The sequence below is a fragment of the Maribacter spongiicola genome (assembly GCF_052119685.1).
In the GTDB taxonomy this organism is placed as follows: Bacteria; Bacteroidota; Bacteroidia; order Flavobacteriales; family Flavobacteriaceae; genus Maribacter; species Maribacter spongiicola_A.
On sequence record NZ_JBGQOO010000004.1, the window covers coordinates 119,358 to 143,460 of the forward strand.

Here is a 24,103-nt window from a genome sequence, read left to right on the forward strand (position 1 = left end):
ACTTCGTAATTGTCTAGTAAAAATTAAATCAAAAAACGGATTACCGCCAGTGAGTCAATTCTGAAAACTGAGGCGTTTGCCAAACTTTGGATTAATGAGATTTCGGAGTTCTAAAATGATAGAAATCTTGTGAAGAAAAAAATGTGTTTTGAAACCGGAATTTAGTAGGTAAAATTCATTCATGGTTGTGGGGGGATTTGGGGTTATACAATTGGGTTTGAATCTTATTGATGATCGAAATATATATATTAATACAATATACCCGTTGAAAACATAAGAATTTTCGTTCAAATGCACCATTTAACAACACAAAATGGTCATTCATCGATAGTTAACATAAAGTTAAATCTGAGAATCACCACAATTGTAAACCAAAAAATAAAGGAGGGAACCCTGTTATCCCCCCGGACAACACCCCTCCTTTTATTGACAATTCAAATCAACCATATAACCGTAACGGTTTATATATTTTTAATCATTATTTTATACTTATATCATCGTCTTCAAAAGTATTAGATGCTGTAGCTGTTGTTTCGCTTACTTGCATAATCCATTTCTCTTGATTGTATTTTCCATTTAAATCTGTACTTGCTGCCATTTGTGCATCGTTCTTATAATCGTAATCTGCTAAGTACACATAATACAGCCCGTTTTCTTTATTGTAGAATTGCTTTGGATCTAATCCTTTTTCGCGCAAATCTTTCATAAAAGCATTCATATACTTTGTTTGGCTATATACATTTGCAATTACATAGTAGCCAGAGTTCATATCTATAACATCAGCATCTACTAGCATTTTTACAGGCAACTCTTTAAAGTTATCTCTTCTAGTTGGCAGTTCTTTAAAATTGGCTCTTCTTGAAGAAGTTGTTGTTGCTACTGTTGAAGATGTAGTTGCTGTAGCAAAAGCATCTGCAGGTTCTGTTACAAAGTCAATAGCATCATTATTTATATCACTTGAGGCATAAGAAGTGTTTTCTTCTGCACTAAAGTCTTGTAAAGAGCTCTTGATTGTCGTATCAATATCATTACGTAACATTCTAACAATTAATTCGAACCGTTCTTCAAAAGCTGCGATACGTTCAATTTCTATTGAGTCTTGACGTAGAATCAACTCATCTAAAATAATTTTGTTCTCATAGGCTAAACTACTTTCTGAAACTGCTGAAGCTGAACTAGAATTTGCATCTTGTCTCTTACGACCCGATTTTCTAGCACTATCTCGTTCTTCAATTAAATGAGCTATCTGCTCTTCGTAATTACGCACTATGTTATCTATTTGATTGTCTGATGAATTATCTGCAACTGATATAGCCAAATCATCATCTTTAAACTTGTATGCTAAAGTGATTTCATGATTCCATCCTAAATTGGCATCTTCACTAGATAAATCTTTCTCCATTAAATACCCTAAAGACATTTTATCACTTAAGTTAAAACCAACACCTGCCGCTACTCCATACTCCTCGTCTAAAGTTGTTTGCAACCATCCGTATTTTGGCATATCTAATAATAACGACCCAAAGTAATACAGGCTACCATCGTAGTTCTGACCCACTTGCGCCATTGGCATTAAACGAGCATCTGTAAAAAGTCCTCTTGAATGTTCAAATGAGTGTGTATATTGTACCGAAGCCTTTACACTCTTAGTAGACAATTCGGTTAAAAATTCGTTCGTTGTTTGATTGTATTTAAAAAGATCTTCTGCGTAGAATCCGAAGTCGAACTTACCTAACGACAAGTTCATACCTGGTTGTATGGCAATTTTACTTTCTTTTCTTGCATCTGCCAATTGAGGGTCTTCTTCACCAACGACAATTCTATTTTTATCTAAACCTTGATTAAAATAGGTAACGTTCGTACCAAAGGTTAATACAGATTTCTCTCCTAATCTTACTGCCGATGCGTAGTTGGCATTGAATCCGAATTCCTGTACAACACCAGACCATTGGCTGTAAACACCAATACCTACCGCAGTATGGTCATTTAATTTGTTACTAAACCCTAGAAAATAGTTTTGACTATTATCATCGAAGGTTGCATATTGATTTCTATGTAAAATGTTTAAATATGATTTGTTCTCACGTACCAAAGAGAACGTTGGGTTTATAAAAAACCTGTTGAAGAATAATTGGTTGTGGTACGTACTACTTGATCCTAAGTTTGCATTGGTTTCTTGACCTTTTACTGTTTGGACAAGAGCCAATAAGAATAAAGCAATAAGAAAACTATTGATTTTATACGGACTTTCCATAACGATTGATTTTGTGATTAAAATTGAATTTGTCAAATGAATTGGGGGAAATGAATAATGGGTGGTTATTCATCTTCGAAAACAGAACTTGAATACTGCGTTCGTCTATCTGAGTTAAAGGCTTCTAAAAAGCGATCATCTCTATCTTTATCGTTAATTGGCTTATCACTTAAATTGAAAGCTACATTTTGGGTGCTCTTACCTTGTGCCATTCTATTAGACACTACATAACCAGAACCATCGCTTTGTAACAGATTTATCGAGTACTCGTCATATGAACTATTGATAGTGTTGCCCATGTTTACGGCAAGACCAACGCTACGCTGACCAACTTCTACCATATAAACATCTAAGCCACCATAACCTTCTCTACCGTCTGATGCGAATACCAAACTACCATTTGAAACAGGATTTGGAAGTACATCGTTCTTGGCTGTATTGACTTTTGAACCCAAGTTTTTAGATTGACCCAACATTCCGTTTTTTTGAATTGTTGCTACATATATATCATATTCGCCAAATGTACCTGGCATGTTAGATGCAAAGAATAATCTACTACCGTCTGGTGATATCGCCGGATGCTTAGCAGAATAGTCACTTGGGCAAACAGCCACTTCGGTAATTTTTTTCCACTCACCGCCAACTTTATCGGCTTTGTAAATCTTGTGTAATTCTTTCTTTTTTGAAAACATACCTGTTGTAGGCTTTTGGTATGTTATTTTACTGTAGTAAGCAGTATTACCACCATTTGTCAATGCTACTGGCGGAGCGTATTCACCAGAAGTTTTTACTGGAGCTGCATTGTTTGACGCAAACTCTTTAGTAGTGCCTTGATCGTCCCAAGGTAAAAAGTTTCTTCTATTATTAGAGGTAAGACGAGATGGCACAACTGCGCGTGTCATTTTATAATCATCTTTTACCAGCTCTGTCCAGTTTTCATCTGCTAACTCATTCTGAACTTCTTTACCTAATTGAGAAACGGCATGGTCAAATCTTTTTTGGTAGCTTCTTTTTAAAGTACCGTCTTCAGAAATTTCCATTAATCTACCATACCAGTATAATGCGTTTGCATATTTTTTGGTCAGGAAATTGGCATTACCTAAATCTTCAAAGATTTCCGCATCAGTAAAACCAAGTGTTTTTAGCTTGTTATAATTTTCTGTGCGGTTAGATACTTCGGTAACCTTTCTTTGTTGAAAACTGGCACCGCTGTCATTGTAGGCCAAATCTTGGCCGTAACCCATGGTTGCCATACAAGCAAACAAAAGGCTGATTTTAATTGAATTGTTCATGTTACTAGATTTTGGGGATTAATACTCCAAAGGTCTTGTAACTCATTCAATTGATTATTAATAAAAATTCATAGGTTTTTAAAAATTTAATGAACCATTCAATAGATAAATCATCATAATATTCTTATAATCAATTATTTAAATAAAAAAATAAATTATTTTTGAACCTGTTTATTTTTTCTTCTATCTGAAATGTAGGTATAACCTAAATATGCCAACTGTAAGCCTACCGCTGCCATTTTCAGTTTTCTACTTCTTACTAATAATTTCGCTACTCCAAATAATGGTGATAATCCCATAATCTTATTTTTTTTGTTTGGGTCTAAAGTAATTGTTAGCCACTACTACCCTTAACTCTATCCGTTGAAAATATGCACTTAAAACTTCGATAAAGGCTACTGTTTACGGTATTTGACAAATTATTGAATAGAGCAAAACTACTATTTTTTATAGCTAAGCTTACTCGTGTAATACCTGTATCTTAATTGTAGAAAATCAATTTAATCAAAGGCTTAGCAGCCTTATAAAATTTAAAATATGAATACTGATATAGCAAAAATTGAAGACCATTTAAAAGATTTGGTAAGTAAAAATGAAGATGCCATTAAAGGATTTGAAAAGCATCTGAAAATTCTAAAGAAGTAGGAATTAAAAATTATTTCGAAACAAAAGTGATTGATCGCATGCAATTTTTAAAAGAAATTAGAGCATCGGTACCAGAACTAGATTTAGGAAATGTGCAAATTGAAGGAAGCGCAGCTGGTACATTACACAGAACATGGATGGACGTAAAAGCTTTTTTCGCAGAGGATAATGACGAGGCAATGTTAGAAGAAGCCGTTAGAGGCGATAAAGCCGCGATTAACGATTATGATAAGGCACTGGCAGAAACTATGATGCCACATCGATTAAAAGAAATCATAAGAGCACAAAAAGAACGCTTACAAAATGATTTGGAGACTACTGAAATTCTAGAAAATTACAGATAATTCAATATCTCACTAAACAAAAATCCCTTGCAAATTGCAAGGGATTTTTTTATGTTCATTAATACGTTTTTAGTTTGTCTTTCCGTTTTTTAAGCTGACGTTCTAATTCGCCAACCGACTCAATAACCGATTCTTCGAAGTTTTGATTACTGGCTTCTGCAAAAATTCGGGGTCCTGGTAGACTCAAACGTATGTTACAAATCATACCTGTTTCAACTGATGATGTATTTTCTTGTTTCAAAAATACGTCTGCTCTAATAATGTCATCAAACTTCTTATGAAGCTTTTTCAACTTTTCCTCCGCAAAACTCTCTAATCTTTGACTAGCGGTTACGCCGTCATATTCATAAATAATATCCATAATTTTCTTTCTATATAATAATCGAGATAAACCTCTAATTGAGATTAATCTCGATAGTTTTTACTTAATTCTTAAACTGGCTTAAAGGCTTATTTGTAAATGGTTTACTTATCTACGTTTACCATCCACCCGATTCCGAATCGATCTGTGCATCTACCAAAATGTCCCCATTCTCGTTCTCTAAATTCGTGATGTACTTGTCCGCCACTAGATAAATCTTGGAATAATTGTTTTCCTTCATCCAAATCATTGATATCAACACTCATATTAATCTGGTTGCCGTTATTCAGTGGTGTATCGGGCGAGGCATCGTATGCCATAAAGTGTACGCCTTTACCTTTTAACTCTGCGTGTTGTAGCTTTTGACGGAATGATGACGGAACATCAATTTTCTTATCCTCGTACGTTTGTTTGTTTTTTATTTCTGCGTTGAACAGATTTGCGTAGAAGTTTAAAGCTTCTTGACAATTGCCGTTGAAGGCTAAATATGCTTGTATTTTCATGATATTTTGTTTTTATACAATTTACCCAATACTTCAACTTTACCTTGTCTTAAAAAACTTAGTTATTGATGCATTTCAAAATGCTATTTCAATTTATTCTAGCACTATCTTATTATCATCGATAAACTGAAAAAATGACAGCTTTTCATTAGAACCCGTAAATATCAAATTTGTAGATAGTTCAAAAAGGTGTGCTTCCGTTTCAAAAAAGTGCATCATATAACCTGCTGTATTTACAAAAGCTACATACTCCCCTATTTCTGGTAGTCTTGGTAGGGTGATTTTACGTTTTAACAACACATCTCTTTCTAAACAATAGGCTCCAGTAAAAAATACATCGACAGATTCATCTTCCTTTACTTCTTTAGTATAGAGCATATATGGGTCTAATAGAAAATCGGCGCTAGAACTCATCATCTGACTCATATTCATTTCTAAGCCAACCAACCATTGACCTTTGGCATCTTTTTTTCTATGGATGACTTTCGCAACCGTCATACCCACTTGATCTAATAACGAGCGACCTGGTTCAATGCGGATTTCAATCTCATTTTGAAGTAATAATGAAGCTACCGATAATCCGGATGCATCATCCATAAAATCTAGCACTTCTCTAATAAAACTACCTTTATTTATTTTATTGTAATACGGATAGGTATTCAGTTTGCCTCTCAACTTACCATCTTCTAATCTAAAACCTAGTCCATTATCATTGAAAGTAATATCATTGTTCTGCGTTAATACAGCTTCTTTTAAATTCTTATAGAAACTCGTCCATTCTTTTTCATCCTCTAAATAGTTCATTAAGATTCCACCACCTATATCAATGAATGAAACCGGATATCCTTTCTCTTTTAAAGTTGATACTATATTGATACTAGCTATTAAACTTATACTTCGCTGATAGGTAGAATAACTATCTAAGTGAAAATGTAGCCCTATTACTTCCAATAAATCGAAAGTTTTACCCTCGCCAACATAAGAACCAATAAAATCTACCACCTCATCTACATCAAAACCAAAACGACTATACAGTTTCTTGCCATCAACTTCAAATCCGCTAATGCGAAAACCTACATTTGCTTTTTTATTCAATTTTGTAGCGACGGCTTGCGTCAACCTACATTCATCTTCATTATCTAAAATAATAGGCACGCCGTTGTTAATTGCTAATTCTATTTGTGGTTCTGTTTTTATCGCTGCTGTCAATACCAAATTTTCAGCATTTCCGCCTAACGACAACGACTGTTCCAATTCTTTAAAACTGGCAGTATCTACACCTATACCCGATGCAAATGCCTGCTTTACCAAACCTTTAGATTTGTTCGCCTTTCTAGCGTAGAAAATTCTATATTTTAATCCGTAAGATTCAAAAACCTGCTTGTAACTTTCACAATTTTGATTGAAAGACGGTAAATGATGTATATTTATTGGTGACCCGTATCGTTCAACTAAACCTCTTACCACTGCTTGATCACTAAATAGCTCATGCATCCAATTCGATGTAATTGGTGTTAATTCATTCTTAGGTTTTCCTTTATAGTACATTTTCTGTTCTATCATAATTTTCTGTTCTTCCATCTCTTTTTAAAATTGCAGTGCATGTTTCTTTTGCCCAATTTGTTGCAAAATCATTTCTAGTTCTTGACAAGGTGTCATTATCGCAGGTAATACCTTCTGTTGGAGTACCATAAAAAGCAATATCGTTATTCACGATGCCTGTTTCTGAAACCGGATTTCCATTCTCATTTATCTCTAAACAGCCTGGTAGATAAGTAGATTTCCCAGAATTCTTAAACTCACGTATGATTCCGTTTTTCTTTAAGTTTTGATACAATTCGTTTTCGAATCCACCTTCCTTTGCTCTAGAAATAGTTGCATTTATATAGTACTTAATCTCAGTTGCCTGCCCGTTTTCGACCTGCAAAGTAAAATTATCGTTCTCGTTATTTTGAGTAATACTTGCCGATTTTGCATACGAGAAATCTAAAATTCCCGCTTTGCACAACGCTAGCATTTTTTGCATATTCTTTACCGGTGGCCCGTAAGATATTCTATTGAATAGTCCAAAATAATAGGTATCGAACTCCTTGTGTGATTCAGCATCTAAGCCTCCAAAACTATACAATTCATTGAAAATCGGACTTATTTTTCGCCACGTAGCTACTGCTGCCATAAACGGACTTTTATCTTCACCCAGTTTTGCTTCATCGATTAAAAACTCGACATAAACTTGTAGTACTACAGTGGATAAAATGGGCTCGTCTTTGAAAGGATTTACAATAGTTTCCCAATTGAAAACCGGACACTCAGGGTAATCTTCGTGAAAATATTGCACCTGATTTTGCATCACCGTAAAATCATCATCATAGTAAAACTGATGTCCCTGGTTTTTGAACAAAACACAATAAAACGCATAGTAAAACTCCTTTTGTATTAATGGTAAAAGAATATTATTAAAACTAATAGGTTTATTCGCTTTCAAGTTTTGAACAACTTCCTCTGTAAAGAATTGAAGTGTTATTTCTGAAGTTGGCGAACCATTTCTGGGTATCATAGGCAAACCCGTTCTTGAAAAGGGATATATTTTATAGGGCTCTTTTTCTGAAGGAATATATTTTAAAATTCCCTTATCATTCTTTTTAAATATACCTCCTCTACCCTCGGTCAATGCTAAAATTGCATCAATAGCGGTTAATCCAAATCCCTTTATCGCTACCAATGATTGTGGTAAAACCGGACTCAATTTTTCATTCGTTGGATAAATAAAATCAATCTTATTATCTGAAATTTCGCTTTCAGGTTTATGAGCTTTAAAGGAATGGTGACCGGTTGTAAATAGAGCATTGTTACAAGCAACAACATCTTGCTCCCCGCTTTTTCTATCCGTATAAAATATTTGATAATTTTCGTTTTGTTTTATCATATTGGTAACCTTACCAATATGGGTAAACACCTTTACATTCTTTGGTAATTGTTCTATTACCAATTGATAACAATCGACCAAATAACTACCTACTAAAGCTCTAGGAGCATATTTCCCCGGAGCCGCATCGGAGTGACCATTTGCCGTCAACCATGTAACAAAGTCTGGTGTAGAACTAGCATTTGAAAAAGGCTCTTTTAATACCCAACTATTGATATTACGATTGGCATAGTTCATTATTAAATACTCTGGCTGATCTGTTCTATATACATCGCCAGATGCCAAAAATGATGTATTGTTGAAAATATGAACTTCTATCGATTTTGAAATTTCAGCTTCATTCAAGTAAGCTATCAATCTTTCAAAACCGTATAACCCTTTAGGTCCAAATCCTATAATGCCTATCTTATAATTTTTATTGTCATTCATAGATTATGCTACCTGCCATCCTCCTAACGGAGTAAAAGCGTTTCTACTTTCCGGTAATTCTTGCAACAACCATTCTTTATTATAAATAGTATCTAAATAACGTTCTCCACGATCACATAAGAATAAAGCACAATTACTACCTTCCTCAATATGCTTACTATACTTTTTTACTGCACTGATCATACCACCAGAAGAACCCCCACATAAAATGGATTCATTTTCTAATAATGACCAACAACCTCTAGCACAGTCTACATCATCAACATAGATATAATCGTGAATTTTATTGGTATCTAAAAACTGAGAAGGTACACCTGCACCATGACCTGGAATTAATCTTTTCAATGGCGGACCACCGAAAAGAACACTACCTACAGCATCTACAGCGATAATTTTAGTGTCAAGATTGTTTTCATAAATGTAATCGGCACACCCCATTAATGTTCCGCAGGTACTGGTTGCCACAAATAGGTAATCCAATTTTCCATCTAAAGAATCCATCATCTCCGTCATCGTTTTATGGTGAGTTAATGGATTATTTTGATTGCCATATTGGTTAGACCAAAAACTATTTGGTATACTCATTAATAAATATTGAACACGCTCTAACCTTGCTGCTAGAAACCCCCCATCATCTTTCGGTTTGGTAACTTTTTCGATTTGTACCCCATAGGTTTTAAGTATTTTTTCGGTATGCGAATTTAATTTAGGATCCACAACAACAATCAATTTAAGATCATAATATAGACATGCTTGCGCCAACCCTACTGCCATATTACCTGAGCTAGATTCTATTACCGTATCTCCTTTTTTAATTCTACCATCTGCAAGTGCTTGTTGCAAAATAAAAAGTGAAGTTCTATCCTTAATACTTCCGCCAGGGTTTGCCGCTTCTAGCTTACCAAAAAGGTTAAACTTATTTTGTTTGAAAATTCTATTTAATTGTACCAAAGGCGTATCGCCTATAGTATGTATAATAGATTCAGAAACAGTGTCTGAAATATGTTGCGTGATCATCGTCTAATATTTTTAACTAAAATGCCCAGAAACAAGCATCATATAATTATGCATGTTAAAAGTACTTAGGTCACCATAAAAGGAATATCACAATAGAATTTTTAAATAACTCTTTTCGTTTTAAGCTCTAGAATATGCTTTATTAGGCGACTGAAAGAACAAACTACGAGTTACTAAAATCGATTCTCAAAAATTAAAACTGCGCTTTTATGATCTTATGATGTCGGATTAAAAAGTAGGAAAAATAAAAATTTGATAATTTATTATTCATTGCTCCCGTTTACTCTAAAAAAATTCCTAATTTCAAGGGACTCAAACAAATAGGATAAACGAATGGCAAATTTCAATTTAAAAGTAAATGGAAAAACTCAAGAAGTAGATGTAGATCCCACTACACCAATACTTTGGGTATTACGAGATAATTTAAAATTGGTAGGTACAAAATTTGGTTGTGGTATTGCACAATGTGGTGCATGTACCGTTCACCTAGGTGAAAATGCAGTACGTTCTTGCCAACTACCAGTTTCTGCCGTTGGTGAACAGTCTATTACAACTATTGAGGGACTTTCTGAAAACGGAGATCATCCTGTTCAAAAGGCTTGGTTAGAAGAAGATGTGTACCAATGTGGCTATTGTCAAGCGGGTCAAATTATGAATGCTAGTGCATTTTTAAAGCGAAATCCTAATCCTACAGATACAGAAATTGAGGATGCTATGAACGGTAATATCTGTCGTTGTGGCACATATACGCGAATTAAAAAGGCAATTAAAAATGCCGCCAGTACTACGAACGCGTAATAAAAAGTGTCCCACAATTTGGGATAGTAACTTTCATTAAAAAACAAACAGATGACACTTATAAAAACAACATATAATAGACGTTCTTTCTTAAAAAGTAGCTCGCTGGCAGGTGGCGGTATGATTTTAGGATTCAGTTGGCTAGCTTCTTGCAAACCAAGCCCTGAGCAAGTAAGCAACATCCCTAAAGAATGGTTCGATATCAATGCCTTCTTGAAAATTGGGGATAACGGTATGGTAACCATTATGTCACCTAACCCAGAAATAGGACAGAATGTAAAAACCTCTATGCCTATGATCGTCGCAGACGAACTTGGTGTAGATTGGAAAAATGTAATCGTTGAACAAGCGCCTTTAAATACAGATATTTTTCAAAGACAAATTGCCGGTGGTAGTCAATCTATTCGTGCGAGTTGGTCAGGTTTACGAATGGCAGGTGCTACAGCAAGACATATGCTAATTGCCGCGGCTTCCGACGCTTGGCAGGTAGATGCTTCTGAAATTACGGTCGATGCCGGTGTCATTAGTCATGCAGCCTCAGACAAATCAGCCGAATTTGGTGATATGGCTTCTAAAGCAGCCACCATGCCGATACCTGAAGAGGTGAAATTAAAAGAAACAAGCGAATTTGATATTATTGGTACGGATAGAAGAAATGTAGACGGACCGAATATTGTTACCGGAAAGCCTTTATTCGGTATTGATATTCAAGAAGAAGGTATGATGATAGCTATGATCGTGCACCCACCTGCTTTTGGTATGACGTATAAATCGATGAATGCAGATGCCGTTAAATCTATGCCGGGTATTAAAGATGTTTTTCCTATTGATGTTTATAAAGATGATACGGAGAAACAATGGTCTGATGCCGGAGGTATAGATAAACTTGTTGCTATTGTAGGTGAATCTACTTGGCAATGTATGCAGGCTAAAAAAGCATTGAATGTTGAATGGGAAGAATCTTCGGCTTTAGAAAGTACCAAAGGGCATGATGAAGCATTGACTAAATTATTGAACACTTCTTCTAAACAACCAGCTCGTAACGATGGTAATGTAGCTAGTGCCTTTAAAAAAGCAGATAAAATTATAGAACGTACTTATAGCGCTCCTTTTTTAGCACATAATACGATGGAGCCAATGAACTTCTACGCAGATGTTACTGCTGAAAGAGCTTTGTTCAACGGACCGATACAAACCCCTGAGTTTTTAGAAAAAACCTTGGCATCTCGATTAGGCATGCCTGTTGAAAAAATTGATATTAAAATGAGCCGTATGGGTGGCGGGTTTGGCCGTCGTCTGTATGGAACCTTCGGTGTGGAAGCCGCAGTGATTTCTCAACACATGCAGGCTCCTATAAAATTGGTGTACACTCGTGAAGATGATATGACCCAAGGCACTTACCGCCCAACATATAAAGTAAAGTATAAAGCAGGGCTTGATAAAGATGGTACTCTAATTGCATGGCACGTTAAAGGTGCCGGATCAAATGACGATTTACTTTTTGAAAATAGATTTCCTGCAGGTGCCGTTGATAATTATATGGCTGAAAAATTTAGTTTAGAATCCAATGTAACTACTGGGGCATGGCGTGCACCACGTTCTAACTTTGTTGCCGGTGCCGAACAATCATTTTTAGATGAAGTTGCCGAAGCTGCCGGTAAAGACCCTATTGAATTTAGATTGGAGTTATTTGACAGAGTTATTAAAAACCCAGTTGGTGAACCAGAAAATAATGATTACGACCCTATTCGTTATGCAGGTGTTCTTAAATTAGTCAGAGAAAAAGCTGGTTGGGACGGGAGTCAGAAAAACGGAACCGCAAGAGGTGTTTCGGCGTACTACTGCCACAACTCTTATGTGGCGCAAGTTTTAGACCTATCTACCGATACAAAATCACCGAAGGTCACTAAAGTATGGTGTGCCGTAGATTGCGGAATCGTAATTAACCCAATGGCAGCTAAAAACCAAATTGAAGGTGGAATCATTGATGGCATCGGTCACGCTACCTATAGCGAAATGACTTTTGAAGATGGTAAACCTCAACATAAAAATTTTGATACCTATCGTTTAATACGACATCAAGAAGCACCGAAAGAAATTGAAAGCTTTTTTGTAGACAATGGTATAGACCCAACTGGGTTAGGAGAGCCTTCATTGCCGCCTATAATCGGAGCTTTGGCAAATGCACTTTACAAAGCAACCGGTCAAAGACATTACAATCAACCATTTATTACTGAGAAATCGGTAATTGGATAATGCCCTTATGCTATTGTAAATCGAAAACGCCGAAATCTTAGATTTCGGCGTTTTTAATTTGTACTAGTTAATTATATCTTGAACCTGAGCACTGCTCTAAAATAACTTCTAGAATCATTATCTATAGTAAACAATGTGTTGTTACTACCGTCTTTAAGCTTGTTATTTAAACTGAAATTATAGGCGGCACGTACATCTAATTGTAAATGGTCTGTAAAGTGATACTCGTATTGTAGACCACCATTGATTAAAGACATATTTATAATTTCAGCAGTATCGGTTCCATTAACCAATGCCCCATTTTGTATGTTAGATGTAAAACCGTCTAACTGACCAAATAATTTAAACCGGTGATTTTCTGATAAGTGATATTGTAAATTGGTTCTTGGAATACCAATATTATAAGACCAATCTGGACTGAATTTTTTATAATAACTTATAAAAGGTAACGGAAAAACATATCCTCTATTTTGAGAATAAGATAATCCAACAATTAAACGAGATGGCTTATCTATATCAGTTTCAAATTTTTTTATAAATACAACATCTCCTGAAAAAACTAAATCATTGGCATTTAAACTTTTAGCAGTAAGGTTAGTACTGATTCCTGGTTGAAAACGAACACCTAAGCGCCAACCATTTTTTAGCGGTTTCGTATACCCAATGGTAAAATCCAATAATTTGAAATCGTTCAATAAATTTCTATCGAATGGTAGCTCATCTCTTTTAAAACGTAGATGTATATTACTATAATCTATTCCTAAGAGTAGGTATTCACCTTCTTTCTTAAGCTTAACCGGGTAATTTATAAGAAATCTTGACCGTGTATATTCAACATCTGAGCCTTTGTTAGGTATAAATGTAAAATCTAACCTAGCCAAATCGCTCAATTGTGCTTGAGTAGCACTAGTAGTAAAAAATAAAATTGCAAAGAAATATTTAAATCGCATGAAGTGGGTATTACTAGCCTAATAATTAAACATAATGCAAGTACCGTCTTTTTATTGTGGTGATTTAGTGCTATTAAGCATAAAACTATCTTAAATGAGAATGGCTGTTTATAACTCTAAAACTTTGGTTACTCGCGTGAGTTCTTTATCAAACAAATCTTTGGTCACTTCTTTTTTATAAAAAGGCACCATTCTATTCAACTGTTCTTTTCCTTTTTCAGATGATGTTAATTCTGGAAATGCTTTTTCTAGTACGTCTAACATAATCTTTACCGATGTAGATGCACCAGGCGACGCACCTAATAAACAGGTAATTCTACCATCTTTACTACTTACTAGCTGTGTACCAAATTCTAACGAACCACCTTCAAATTCATCCTTTTTAATTGTTTGCACCCGTTGACCAGCAACCAATATCTCCCAATCTTCGCTTTTGGCATCTTTCACAAACGCCCTTAACGAATCCATTCTATCTTCAAAACTCATGGTTACTTGTTCTACCAAATATTTCGTTAGCGGTAAATTGTGCCAAAACACACCCCACATAGAAGGTATATTATCAAAATTGATGGATTTTAATAAATCTAAATACGAGCCTTCTTTTAAAAACTTTGGACTAAACCCTGCAAACGGACCGAATAATAATTCTCTTTTTCCGTTGATAAATCTTGTATCTAAATGTGGTACCGACATTGGTGGGTCACCAATACCTGCTTTGCTATAAACCTTAGCATTATGCTGATTAATTATATCTGGATTCTTACATACTAGCCACTCCCCACTCACCGGGAAACCACCATAACCATCCTTTTCATCAATCTCTACTTTTTGTAATAATAACAAGCTACCACCACCGGCGCCAATAAATACATGTTCGGCATCTACAGTATTCTTAACACCTGTGTTTAGATTTTCCATTTTCACCAACCACTCTACATCATGATCAGGATCAATATCTTCTACTTCGGTATTGAACAACACCTTAGTATCATACTCCTTTTCTAGAATATCGAACAATTGCTCGGTTAGCGAACCATAATTCATTTCTGTTCCCCTATCAATTCTAGAAGCTGCCATAACCTCATCTTCAGTTCTGACATGCATCATTAACGGAAACCACTCCTCCATTTTATTTACCGCTCTGGTAAACTCTATGGTATCGAACATGAAATGCTCTTTAAAGGCTTTAAATCGATTTTCAAGATAGTCGGCATTGTCTTTACCTTTTACCCAACTGTGATGTGGTACGGGAGTAATAAATGATTTTGGATCTTTAATCAAACCTTCAGCTACTAAAAAAGACCAATATTGTTTAGAGGTTTCAAATTGCGTACAAATGTCAATCGCCTTTTTTATGTTGACATGACCATCTTCATCTTCTGGTGAATAATTAAGTTCACATAAGGCAGAATGACCTGTACCGGCATTGTTCCAAGCTGCAGAACTTTCTTGTGCTACTTTATCTAATCGTTCAACGATCAGCACATTAAGATCTGGCTTTAATTGTTTTACCAATAAACCTAATGTAGCACTCATGATACCCGCACCCACACAAATAAGGTCATATTCTTTTCTCAACTCCATCAAAATCAAATTTTATTACTGCTTAACATGCTTGAAAAGTTAACTATTTCTTTTGGTTATTTCTGAACAACTCAAAAATTAAACCTATTATCTAAATGCAAAAAGCAGGTCTATAGACCTGCTTTTCATTTCTTTTTAATCGTTAGTTTTAATCCATCACAAACTTAAACCCTGCGGTTACGATACTAGAACTAAAGGTAGTATCTCTATCATATTTATAGAACTTTAAATCAATACTTTTAAGTCCGAGTTTCCAGATATGCATCTTTGTAAAAATATCTGTATAAGAAACTCCCATCCCAAATTGGTTTGCCGAGTATTTCGACAAATCATAATCTGACGTATAAAAGGTATCAGTAGAAAGTGCTTCTTCATAACCATAGAAATAGTCTGCTGCCGATTGCTGATAATATCTATACGATGGATAAACCGTAAACTTATCGGTAAGCTTAATAGGCACCTCTACACTTGCCGTATGCGAGTTGATACCCCAATCATCGTAATAATAACGATAGAAGGTTCTTACTACAAACGTTTCATTAATATACCAGTTTAAACGACCGCCGGCAGCCACCTTAAATCGACTATCTGGTAACTGTTCTATGGCATCTGCCAGTTGAAAATTATCTATAAAAGAGTCTGCGACATCGCTAAAATAAACACGTTGAAACGGAGTAGATAGCAATCCTTGCTGTTGTACAAAATCTAACGCCAAAGATCCTTGTAAATTTTTACTTAGGATTTGAGAAAATCCGAATGCGACAGAATATGAATTTCTTGATTCATCAGAAAACTCATTGAATATTGGGGCATAGTTCGTATTGCCTGTTATTGTATTATTAGTAAAAAGACCATTAGCTAAACCATTTGCTCCACTAGCGAAAGGTCTGAGTTCTGATGGATATATGGCATTCCATTTATCTAAATAAACATTGGCATTTATACTGATCTCAGTATTTTTCTCATTGAATAGCTTCGTTAATCCACCACCGAAACCTAAAGAGAAATAATCATATTCTGAAGAGACCGATAGTTTACCTGACACGATTGTGTTTCTATCATCTGAACTATGGCTATACGAACCTGTAAGATTTGACCATACATCAGAACTTGAAGCACCAGAACTTGCTACAAACGGATCAGCTGGTTGACCACCATCGAAAGGGTCTACATTACTTGAAGAAGCCGATGTATATGCCGAAACGCCCGCATCTATGGTTAGAACATCATCATCATTCAATGGTATTGACACCACAAATGTGCCTGTAAAATCTGTTAGGTCTTCTGTTCCTAAACCGCCACTTACCGCAGCATTGTCACCATCTTGCGAATAATAACTTGTCAAGAAATCTACTTCGGTAGTTTCTAATACACGCTTTTTGTAGGTCTTTACAGAATCTTGAGTTTGTTGCGCATTACTTATAGAAAAGATAAGAAAGGCTATGATTGAAAATATTGTTTTACTATTTTTCATCGGTATAAGATTGTCTCTTAAATTAATTACAGCCGCAGCCACCACCAGTTTTTCCTCCATTTGCACCTACAGCTGCTTCCCTATACGAATGCATTGTTGTCAGGTTGCGATCTGCTTTTTTATCTTGCAAAACCATATCTGGATCATTAATATTAATTTTCTCGTACTCTTTCAAGACCGTACAGCTGCTAAAAGAAGCTACTATTAGGGCAAAAATTAAAACCTTCTTCATCATGATTTCTCTATTTCTATATTCTTTGATGTTATAATATTACCTCTATCGTCTATTATTATACATTCTATTTTTGGTAATTGATTGATACGATTTAAGCCCACTTCTATACCCATAACAAATACCGATGTTGCCAACGCATCAGCTAATTCTGCTTTAGGAGCAAATACAGTAACACTAATAATACCCGTTGCCGGATATCCACTTCGAGGGTCAATAATATGCGTATACCGTACATCATTAAAAGTCACATATTTCTCATAATTACCTGATGTTACTACTGCCCCATTGGTTATAGGTAATAATGCAAAAACCTTGTTCTTATCCATAGGATTGGTAATAGCAACCTTCCACTCTTTACCATCAGGTTGTTTTCCCCATGTATTCATGTCGCCAGATGCATTGATGATACCTGATAATACTCCTTTTGAAATCAATAGGTCTTTTGCTTTATCTGCTGCATATCCTTTACCTATAGCACCAAAACCAATCTTCATGCCTTTTAGTTTCAAAAAAACCGTGCTGCTTTCTTTATCCAACACTATATATTGAAAACCAACTTTTGACACAGATGCTTTGATTGAATCTGCAGAAGGCATCACCGTCATGCTACCATCAAACTTCCAAATTTTATCCATGGATGCATAACTGACATCAAAAGCTCCATCCGTTAGTTTAGAAATACCGATTGCCCTTTGAATTAAATCAAATAATTCAGCATCTACTTTTACTGGTCGCAATCCTGCATTTCTGTTAATTTCTGAAGTTTGCGAGTTGGGGTCCCAAGAAGAAATTAGCTTTTCAATTCTTGTTATTTCATTGATAGCTATATCAATATATACATCACCTTCAACAGGATCTTTAGCCACAACAGTAATATCAAAACGACTACCCATTAATTTAATAGTACGCTTATAGGGCTCTTGGGCATAGAGTAGACCAACAGAAAATATAATTAATATGAGAAGTAGTTTCTTCAAACTATTTTATAAATGAATTCAATTCTTTAATGTACTCTTTGGGTGTCAGTTTCTTGTAACTGGTTTCACCATAAACTTCACCATTGGCATTCATAACCACAACAAAAGGAAATACTCCCTGTTTATTATACTTTTCTGCTAATGCCTTGTTTTTATTCAATAGCTCTTCTGGCAGTGCATTATTCTTTCTTCGAGGAAAATCTGCTTGTAACATTACATAATGCTTTTTTGCATAAACTTTAAACTCATCTGTTGACCAAACTTCTCTGTCTAACTTTATGCAGGGTGCACACCAATCGGAACCTTGAAATACAAGTACAATTGGTATATCATTTGTTTTAGCAAGCTTTTTTGCTGTTGTAAAATCTGTATTCCACTCTTGAGCTGTTATTGAACTCACACTTGCTACTGCAAATAACAGTAATACTATATATTTTTTCATATTTATTGCATTTAACGAACTCATACTAAGTCAACTATTATACCAATAACTTTCTTTTAAGGCATATATTTTTTAACCTACTCCCCTATCAGGCTAAACGCACCTTTTGATAAAAATTGTGCATCTTGCTTTAAAGTTGATGAATTACTGACCGAAGTCCTATTTTGATAACTCCCTAAGGTCTTAATAGGTACTTGTTTAAAATAATACGTATCGCCTTTCTTCTCTTCTAAAAGCAGTACAAACGATTCGTTTTCAACCACGTTAATAGCCTCTGAAGGCAGGGACATTTGCTTTGTTGTTTCTATAATAATATTTGCCTCTACAAACATTCCCGTAAGAAAATTAGCTTCGTCTTCATTCTCAATATGCGCATGAACCTTTATCGTTCTATTTTCACCTATTGAGGTACCGACCAAATGGACCTCTGCAAAATACAACTCTTTAGAAGCTTCTGGTATTTTAAATTCTACCACCTGATCTTTTTTTACTTTCATAATATCTTTTTCGAAAACCGAAAGTTCTAGATGAATATGGTCATTATTAATGATTTCCATAATGGAGGTTGCCGGAGAAACATACGTGCCTTTCGAAACATTTACACTTGTAATACTACCATCAATTGGTGCATAAATAGAAGCTACCGAACTTATATTTCCTTTTTCTACTTGTTCTGGTGATATATTCAACATGTTTAGTTGCTTTTGTAGTCCGTAATATTTTGCTACCCCAGTTTTATAATCGCTCTCTGCTTTCAAAAAGCTTTTCTGAGATGTTATGTTTTCGGCTACCATTGTTTGCTGACGTTCATATTCTGCCTTTAAATAACCCAACTGCCCGTTGACCTCCATATACTGTTGTTGTAAGGATACAAACTCCGGATTTTCAATAGTAACCAACAACTGCCCTTTATGTACTTTATCTCCAATTAACAATGGTGTTGCTTTAATATAACCGCCCATTGTTGCACTTACCACCGCTCTATTTTCGGGTGGCACATCTATCATACCCGATGTGGTTACCATTACCGGAAAATCACTTTCAGTCATACTAGCGATTTCCATTTTATTTTGGTCGAATTGTGCCTGCGTAATTTGAATTCGATCATCTGCTTGTGCTTCAGATGCGGCATTCTCATTTGATTTATTTTCTGTATCTCCACAACTTGAAATTATGCCGAGAATGAAAACGGTTACTATTTTGTATATATATTTTTGCATGATGCCCTATTTATAATGTTAAGAAATTAATGTCTGTAGCAGTTTCGTTATACTCTTTCAGCTTATCTAGATAGCCCAATTTTATATCATAGGCACTTTCTAAACTCTGTATATATTGATAGAAATCAATTTCACCATTTCTAAAACTGATGTTTGCGGTCTTCAATATTTCATCTGATAGCTCAGCGCCTTCATTCTCATAATAATTCAATGAGTTTTGAATTTGTACGATTTGCTGCCCTAAAATTTCTTGCTTTGATTTTATTTGGATTTTATAAGCAACAGACTCGATCACTGCTCTTTCTTTCGCAATTTTCGATGCCTTAATTCTAGAAGCGTTACCAGTAAATAAAAGCGGAATCTTGAGTCCTAATTGATAGCCTAAAAGATTATCGTTTAATTCTGAGTTGGTTCCTTGAAAATAAGCTAGACTGATATCTGGCAATAGCTGCTGCTTTTCTAGTTTACGCTCTGCAGCCATTAATTGCATATTATTTTCATAATATACTGACTCAGGAGAAGCGTCTACATTTATATCTTGAACTTCAATTTTCAAGTTCATTTCTTCAGAAATAACTAAACTATCTTCTGCCTGAATTAATTGCAACAAATTGGCATAAGACGCGGCAACATGTTGAATAGCTTGTTGATAGTCTAAATTGATTTTTTGCTGTTTAGAGGCCGCGGTTATTTTCTCTAAATAATTGGTTTCCCCTAATTCAAACCTTCTCGCTGCCACTTGTGAAAAATTGGCATACAAACTATCAAGTCTTTTATAGACCCTAACTTTTTCTCGTGCAATTTGATACTCGTAATAACTTCTCGTAACATCCCTGGTTATCGCCTTACGCTTAATATCATATTCACTTTTCACCAAACTAGTCTTCACCTTATTAACCTTCTTTTCAGAAAAATAAGCAGTCGGAAAACGAAAATCTTGCTGTACGCCAAATACCTTTAATGGTACATTGTTGATGGCTAGATTATTTTCATCATATTCATAATACACATGTGTTTTATTGAACATAAATGCACTATTGATCAATGCTTCAGATTCATCAACCTTTAGTCGACCTGCTTTTAAACCCATGTTATTTTCGATAGCCAAGGGAATTAATTCATCGAGATTTTGCCCTTCCGGTTCTTGTGCAGACACTCCAAAAGATACGAGAAGTGCTATAAACGCAATACCATTTTGCAAAGTAGTTTTAGGAATTGGTTTTCTTGAGTTTTCATGTTTATCAAAAATGGAATATAACACCGGAAATACTACTAAGGTCAATATAGTTGCCGTAAACAGACCACCTATAACCACTGTGGCCAAAGGTCTCTGAACTTCTGCCCCTGCATTGGTAGATATTGCCATGGGCAAGAAGCCTAGTGCTGCAGCAGATGCTGTTAACAATACTGCTCGTAAACGGTCTTTTGTACCTTGTTTTATTAAATCATCTAAACTATCAAAAGAATACTTTTTCAACTCTTTAAAATGCTCTATCAAAACGATACCATTTAATACTGCAATACCGAACAATGCAATGAAACCTACCCCTGCAGAAATACTGAACGGTAAACCTCTCATCCATAACAACAATACACCACCAACTGCTGCCAACGGAATTGCGGAATATATCATAAGAGCTTCTTTTACAGATTTAAATGCAAAATATAGCAATACAAAAATGAGTACTAGCGCTATGGGTACTGCTACTAAAAGCCGGTCTCGGGCACTTTGTAAGTTTTCAAACTGACCACCATAGGTAATGGTGTACCCTGCCGGTAATTTTACATTTTCATTTATTAGTTTTTGAACATCATCTACTACAGATTGCAAATCGCGATTACGGACATTTACCCCCACCACTGTTCTTCTTTTCGTGTCATCTCTAGAAATTTTTGCTGCGCCTTTTTTATACGTAATATCTGCCAACTCACTTAAAGGAATCTTTCCTCCCTCGGGCAAATCAACATATAGGTTTTTAAGGTCATCAATATCTTGTCGTTTTGCTTTATCTAAGCGCACAACTAAATCGAACCTTTTTTCACCTTCAAAAACATTTCCGGCAGTTTTACCGGCAAATCCCATAGAGACCAAATCGTTCAGTTCCTGAATATTTAATCCGAAGCGAGCAATTTTGGCTCGGTCATAATCAACACTCATTTCGGGCAAACCTGCAATTTTCTCTACACTTATATCTGCAGCTCCTTCAACGTCTTTAATCAGTACTCCGATTTCATTTCCTTTTTTGGCTAGAACGTCTAAATCAGGACCGAATATCTTTATGGCAATATCTGCACGAACACCTGTAATCAGTTCATTAAAACGCATTTCTATAGGCTGCGTAAATTCTACTTCCATACCCGGAATAATGGCTAATGCCTCTTTAAATTTATCAGCTAGTTCATCTTTGGAATCGGCACTTGTCCACTCCCCTTTTGGTGCCAGTTTTATGATGACATCACTTTCTTCCATAGACATAGGATCGGTGGGTACTTCGGCAGCTCCAATTCTAGTGACTACCTGCTGCACCTCTGGAAAATTATCGAGTAAAATCTTCTCAATCTCGGTGGTAATCTCTACCGTTTTACTTAATGAAGTTCCTGTTTTTAATACGGGCTGAATTACAAAATCACCTTCATCTAAAGTTGGTACAAACTCGCCGCCCATAGTCGTATATAAAATAGTTGCCCCTATGAGGAGAATCGCTGCAATACCTAAAACCAATTTCTTGCTTTGCAAAGCCCAATTTATAATAGGGTCATATTTCTTATTCAACCATTTCATTAAACGAACAGAAATATTCTTATCTGACTCTTTTGACGGTTTTAAAAATATCGATGCAGCTACTGGTACATAAGTAAAACACAAGATCATCGCACCAATTAGTGCGAAACTAAACGTCAACGCCATAGGCTTGAACATTTTACCTTCTACTCCGCTTAAAGATAGAATGGGAATAAAAACGATTAATATAATCAACTGCCCAAAAATGGCAGAATTCATCATTTTAGATGCTCCGTCAAAAGTGATTTCATCTTTTAAGTGCTGCTGATCTATTTTGGCTAAACTATTAATCTCGTGTTGCTTTCTTGTAATTTCAAAGGCAATAAATTCTACAATTATTACTGCACCATCTATGATGATGCCGAAATCAATAGCCCCCAAGCTCATTAAATTGGCATCGACGCCAAATATGTACATGAGTGATAATGCGAATAACAAACAAAGCGGAATTATAGATGCGACCACCAAACCTGACCTAAAATTACCAAGCAGTAATACCACGACAAAAATGACAATTAAACATCCTAATATTAAGTTTTCGCTAACGGTGAAGGTTGTTTTGGCAATAAGTTCGCTCCGTTCTAAAAACGGATTAATATAAACGCCTTTTGGTAACGACATTGAAATTTCGGCAACGCGTTCTTTTACTGCTTCAATCACTTTTTTAGAGTTCGCATCTTTCAACATCATTACCTGTCCCAATACCTTCTCGCCTTCGCCATTACCAGTAATGGCACCAAAACGAACTGCGGTACCAAAATCAACCGTAGCGACATCTTTAATATAAATTGGCAATCCTTCTTTAGTGGTAATAACAATATTTCCGATATCCTCTAGCGATGAAACCAATCCTTCCCCGCGAATAAAGAAAGCCTGATTCACCTTTTCTATATAACCGCCACCCGAAACACTATTGTTAGTTTCCAGCGCTTTAAAAACATCACTGGCGGTAATGTTCATGGCATTTAACTTCTGCGTATTTATAGCAACTTCGTATTGTTTTAGAAATCCGCCCCAAGTGTTTACCTCGACCACACCAGGTATACCAGACAATTGGCGTTTTACGATCCAATCTTGTATGGTTCGCAATTCGGTCGTGGTATACTCATTTTTGTATTCTGGCTCTACTTCTAACACGTATTGGTAGATTTCTCCCAACCCTGTTGTAATCGGCCCCATTTGTGGTGTACCAAAACCTGCTGGTATTTTCTCTGAAGCAGAAGCAATTTTCTCGGCAATAAGCTGTCTAGGCAAATACGTACCTAAATCGTCATCAAAAACGATGGTAACAACAGACAAACCAAACTTTGACACCGAGCGAATTTCTTTGACTCCCGGTAAATTCGCCATTTCAAGTTCTACCGGATATGTTATGAATTGCTCCATATCTTGAGTAGATAAATTACGTGATGTCGTAATTACCTGAACCTGATTATTGGTAACATCTGGCACAGCCCCAATAGGTATTTGAGAAAGTGCAAATAAACCGTACCCAATGATAAATACGGTAAACAAAAGAATAATGAGCTTATTCTTTAAGCTAAAGTTAATAATATGTGATAGCATCTTTTCATATAAATCAATGTTAATCGCTCAAATTCCTAAATATGAACT

19 protein-coding genes are annotated in these 24,103 nt (G+C 35.5%); 3 read left to right on the top strand and 16 right to left on the bottom strand.

Going from position 1 to position 24,103, the window contains the following annotated elements; all coding sequences use genetic code 11:
* Positions 1–478 precede the first annotated feature (478 nt).
* The 3 genes from ACEN2N_RS08630 to ACEN2N_RS08640 all read right to left on the bottom strand — a co-directional run bounded on the left by ACEN2N_RS08630 (position 479) and on the right by ACEN2N_RS08640 (position 3,845).
* Positions 479–2,254, bottom strand: a complete 1,776-nt coding sequence (locus ACEN2N_RS08630; protein ID WP_441823948.1) for a PorP/SprF family type IX secretion system membrane protein — start codon at positions 2,252–2,254, stop codon at positions 479–481.
* Positions 2,255–2,319: 65 nt separating this feature from the next.
* Positions 2,320–3,546: a TolB family protein gene (locus ACEN2N_RS08635; protein ID WP_441823949.1), complete on the bottom strand. Its 1,227-nt coding sequence runs from the start codon at positions 3,544–3,546 to the stop codon at positions 2,320–2,322.
* A 155-nt stretch (positions 3,547–3,701) separates the two neighbouring features.
* Positions 3,702–3,845, bottom strand: a complete 144-nt coding sequence (locus ACEN2N_RS08640) for a hypothetical protein (RefSeq protein WP_441823950.1) — start codon at positions 3,843–3,845, stop codon at positions 3,702–3,704.
* 372 nt (positions 3,846–4,217) lie between these two features.
* Between ACEN2N_RS08640 and ACEN2N_RS08645 the strand changes: the two genes are divergently transcribed.
* The gene (locus ACEN2N_RS08645; protein WP_441823951.1) at positions 4,218–4,535 is read left to right on the top strand and encodes a PA2169 family four-helix-bundle protein; all 318 of its coding nucleotides are present in this window, start codon (positions 4,218–4,220) and stop codon (positions 4,533–4,535) included.
* Between the two features lie 58 nt (positions 4,536–4,593).
* Here the strand turns inward: ACEN2N_RS08645 and hpf are convergent, their stop codons facing one another.
* The 5 genes from hpf to sbnA form a co-directional block, all read right to left on the bottom strand.
* Positions 4,594–4,896 (bottom strand): ribosome hibernation-promoting factor, HPF/YfiA family, encoded by a 303-nt coding sequence (hpf, locus tag ACEN2N_RS08650; RefSeq protein ID WP_441823952.1) that lies wholly within the window; start codon positions 4,894–4,896, stop codon positions 4,594–4,596.
* Between the two features lie 104 nt (positions 4,897–5,000).
* Positions 5,001–5,399: a VOC family protein gene (locus ACEN2N_RS08655; protein WP_441823953.1), complete on the bottom strand. Its 399-nt coding sequence runs from the start codon at positions 5,397–5,399 to the stop codon at positions 5,001–5,003.
* Between the two features lie 93 nt (positions 5,400–5,492).
* Complete coding sequence (locus ACEN2N_RS08660; protein WP_441823954.1) at positions 5,493–6,980, bottom strand: Y4yA family PLP-dependent enzyme; 1,488 nt, start codon at positions 6,978–6,980, stop codon at positions 5,493–5,495.
* Entirely contained in the window at positions 6,937–8,754 is a 1,818-nt protein-coding gene (locus tag ACEN2N_RS08665) for an FAD/NAD(P)-binding protein (protein WP_441823955.1), read from the bottom strand. The genes ACEN2N_RS08660 and ACEN2N_RS08665 overlap by 44 nt, the downstream gene beginning before the upstream one ends.
* Before the next feature lie 3 nt (positions 8,755–8,757).
* A complete protein-coding gene (gene sbnA / locus ACEN2N_RS08670; RefSeq protein WP_441823956.1) occupies positions 8,758–9,771 on the bottom strand; it encodes a 2,3-diaminopropionate biosynthesis protein SbnA in 1,014 nt (337 codons plus the stop codon).
* Between the two features lie 333 nt (positions 9,772–10,104).
* On the opposite strand from sbnA, the gene ACEN2N_RS08675 reads away from it, so the two are divergent.
* The gene (locus ACEN2N_RS08675; RefSeq protein ID WP_441823957.1) at positions 10,105–10,569 is read left to right on the top strand and encodes a (2Fe-2S)-binding protein; all 465 of its coding nucleotides are present in this window, start codon (positions 10,105–10,107) and stop codon (positions 10,567–10,569) included.
* A 51-nt stretch (positions 10,570–10,620) separates the two neighbouring features.
* Positions 10,621–12,825 (top strand): molybdopterin cofactor-binding domain-containing protein, encoded by a 2,205-nt coding sequence (locus ACEN2N_RS08680; protein ID WP_441823958.1) that lies wholly within the window; start codon positions 10,621–10,623, stop codon positions 12,823–12,825.
* 71 nt (positions 12,826–12,896) lie between these two features.
* Here the strand turns inward: ACEN2N_RS08680 and ACEN2N_RS08685 are convergent, their stop codons facing one another.
* The 8 genes from ACEN2N_RS08685 to ACEN2N_RS08720 all read right to left on the bottom strand — a co-directional run bounded on the left by ACEN2N_RS08685 (position 12,897) and on the right by ACEN2N_RS08720 (position 24,055).
* Positions 12,897–13,775, bottom strand: a complete 879-nt coding sequence (locus ACEN2N_RS08685) for a DUF6268 family outer membrane beta-barrel protein (protein WP_441823959.1) — start codon at positions 13,773–13,775, stop codon at positions 12,897–12,899.
* Positions 13,776–13,883: 108 nt separating this feature from the next.
* Positions 13,884–15,359: a malate dehydrogenase (quinone) gene (mqo, locus tag ACEN2N_RS08690; protein WP_441823960.1), complete on the bottom strand. Its 1,476-nt coding sequence runs from the start codon at positions 15,357–15,359 to the stop codon at positions 13,884–13,886.
* 148 nt (positions 15,360–15,507) lie between these two features.
* Positions 15,508–16,833 carry a DUF3570 domain-containing protein gene (locus ACEN2N_RS08695; RefSeq protein ID WP_441823961.1) on the bottom strand — a complete coding sequence of 442 codons (1,326 nt, stop codon included), beginning with the start codon at positions 16,831–16,833 and terminating at the stop codon, positions 15,508–15,510.
* 22 nt (positions 16,834–16,855) lie between these two features.
* On the bottom strand, positions 16,856–17,068 hold the full coding sequence (locus ACEN2N_RS08700) for a DUF4266 domain-containing protein (protein WP_441823962.1): 213 nt from the start codon (positions 17,066–17,068) through the stop codon (positions 16,856–16,858).
* Positions 17,065–18,045: an FAD:protein FMN transferase gene (locus ACEN2N_RS08705; protein ID WP_441823963.1), complete on the bottom strand. Its 981-nt coding sequence runs from the start codon at positions 18,043–18,045 to the stop codon at positions 17,065–17,067. Before ACEN2N_RS08705 ends, ACEN2N_RS08700 begins: the two co-directional genes overlap by 4 nt.
* Position 18,046: 1 nt before the next feature.
* Positions 18,047–18,487: a thioredoxin family protein gene (locus ACEN2N_RS08710; RefSeq protein ID WP_441823964.1), complete on the bottom strand. Its 441-nt coding sequence runs from the start codon at positions 18,485–18,487 to the stop codon at positions 18,047–18,049.
* Positions 18,488–18,564: 77 nt separating this feature from the next.
* Complete coding sequence (locus ACEN2N_RS08715) at positions 18,565–19,707, bottom strand: efflux RND transporter periplasmic adaptor subunit (protein ID WP_441823965.1); 1,143 nt, start codon at positions 19,705–19,707, stop codon at positions 18,565–18,567.
* Positions 19,708–19,717: 10 nt separating this feature from the next.
* Positions 19,718–24,055 carry a CusA/CzcA family heavy metal efflux RND transporter gene (locus ACEN2N_RS08720; RefSeq protein ID WP_441823966.1) on the bottom strand — a complete coding sequence of 1,446 codons (4,338 nt, stop codon included), beginning with the start codon at positions 24,053–24,055 and terminating at the stop codon, positions 19,718–19,720.
* Between the last annotated feature and the right edge of the window lie 48 nt (positions 24,056–24,103).

What these genes read in the sequence shown, in the direction of transcription:
- ACEN2N_RS08630 (WP_441823948.1), bottom strand. Translation starts at nt 2,254, where the DNA reads ATGGAAAGTCCGTATAAAATCAATAGTTTTCTTATTGCTTTATTCTTA.
- ACEN2N_RS08635 (WP_441823949.1), bottom strand. Translation starts at nt 3,546, where the DNA reads ATGAACAATTCAATTAAAATCAGCCTTTTGTTTGCTTGTATGGCAACC.
- ACEN2N_RS08640 (WP_441823950.1), bottom strand. Translation starts at nt 3,845, where the DNA reads ATGGGATTATCACCATTATTTGGAGTAGCGAAATTATTAGTAAGAAGT.
- hpf (WP_441823952.1), bottom strand. Translation starts at nt 4,896, where the DNA reads ATGGATATTATTTATGAATATGACGGCGTAACCGCTAGTCAAAGATTA.
- ACEN2N_RS08655 (WP_441823953.1), bottom strand. Translation starts at nt 5,399, where the DNA reads ATGAAAATACAAGCATATTTAGCCTTCAACGGCAATTGTCAAGAAGCT.
- ACEN2N_RS08660 (WP_441823954.1), bottom strand. Translation starts at nt 6,980, where the DNA reads ATGGAAGAACAGAAAATTATGATAGAACAGAAAATGTACTATAAAGGA.
- ACEN2N_RS08665 (WP_441823955.1), bottom strand. Translation starts at nt 8,754, where the DNA reads ATGAATGACAATAAAAATTATAAGATAGGCATTATAGGATTTGGACCT.
- sbnA (WP_441823956.1), bottom strand. Translation starts at nt 9,771, where the DNA reads ATGATCACGCAACATATTTCAGACACTGTTTCTGAATCTATTATACAT.
- ACEN2N_RS08675 (WP_441823957.1), top strand. Translation starts at nt 10,105, where the DNA reads ATGGCAAATTTCAATTTAAAAGTAAATGGAAAAACTCAAGAAGTAGAT.
- ACEN2N_RS08680 (WP_441823958.1), top strand. Translation starts at nt 10,621, where the DNA reads ATGACACTTATAAAAACAACATATAATAGACGTTCTTTCTTAAAAAGT.
- ACEN2N_RS08685 (WP_441823959.1), bottom strand. Translation starts at nt 13,775, where the DNA reads ATGCGATTTAAATATTTCTTTGCAATTTTATTTTTTACTACTAGTGCT.
- mqo (WP_441823960.1), bottom strand. Translation starts at nt 15,359, where the DNA reads ATGGAGTTGAGAAAAGAATATGACCTTATTTGTGTGGGTGCGGGTATC.
- ACEN2N_RS08695 (WP_441823961.1), bottom strand. Translation starts at nt 16,833, where the DNA reads ATGAAAAATAGTAAAACAATATTTTCAATCATAGCCTTTCTTATCTTT.
- ACEN2N_RS08700 (WP_441823962.1), bottom strand. Translation starts at nt 17,068, where the DNA reads ATGATGAAGAAGGTTTTAATTTTTGCCCTAATAGTAGCTTCTTTTAGC.
- ACEN2N_RS08710 (WP_441823964.1), bottom strand. Translation starts at nt 18,487, where the DNA reads ATGAAAAAATATATAGTATTACTGTTATTTGCAGTAGCAAGTGTGAGT.
- ACEN2N_RS08715 (WP_441823965.1), bottom strand. Translation starts at nt 19,707, where the DNA reads ATGCAAAAATATATATACAAAATAGTAACCGTTTTCATTCTCGGCATA.
- ACEN2N_RS08720 (WP_441823966.1), bottom strand. Translation starts at nt 24,055, where the DNA reads ATGCTATCACATATTATTAACTTTAGCTTAAAGAATAAGCTCATTATT.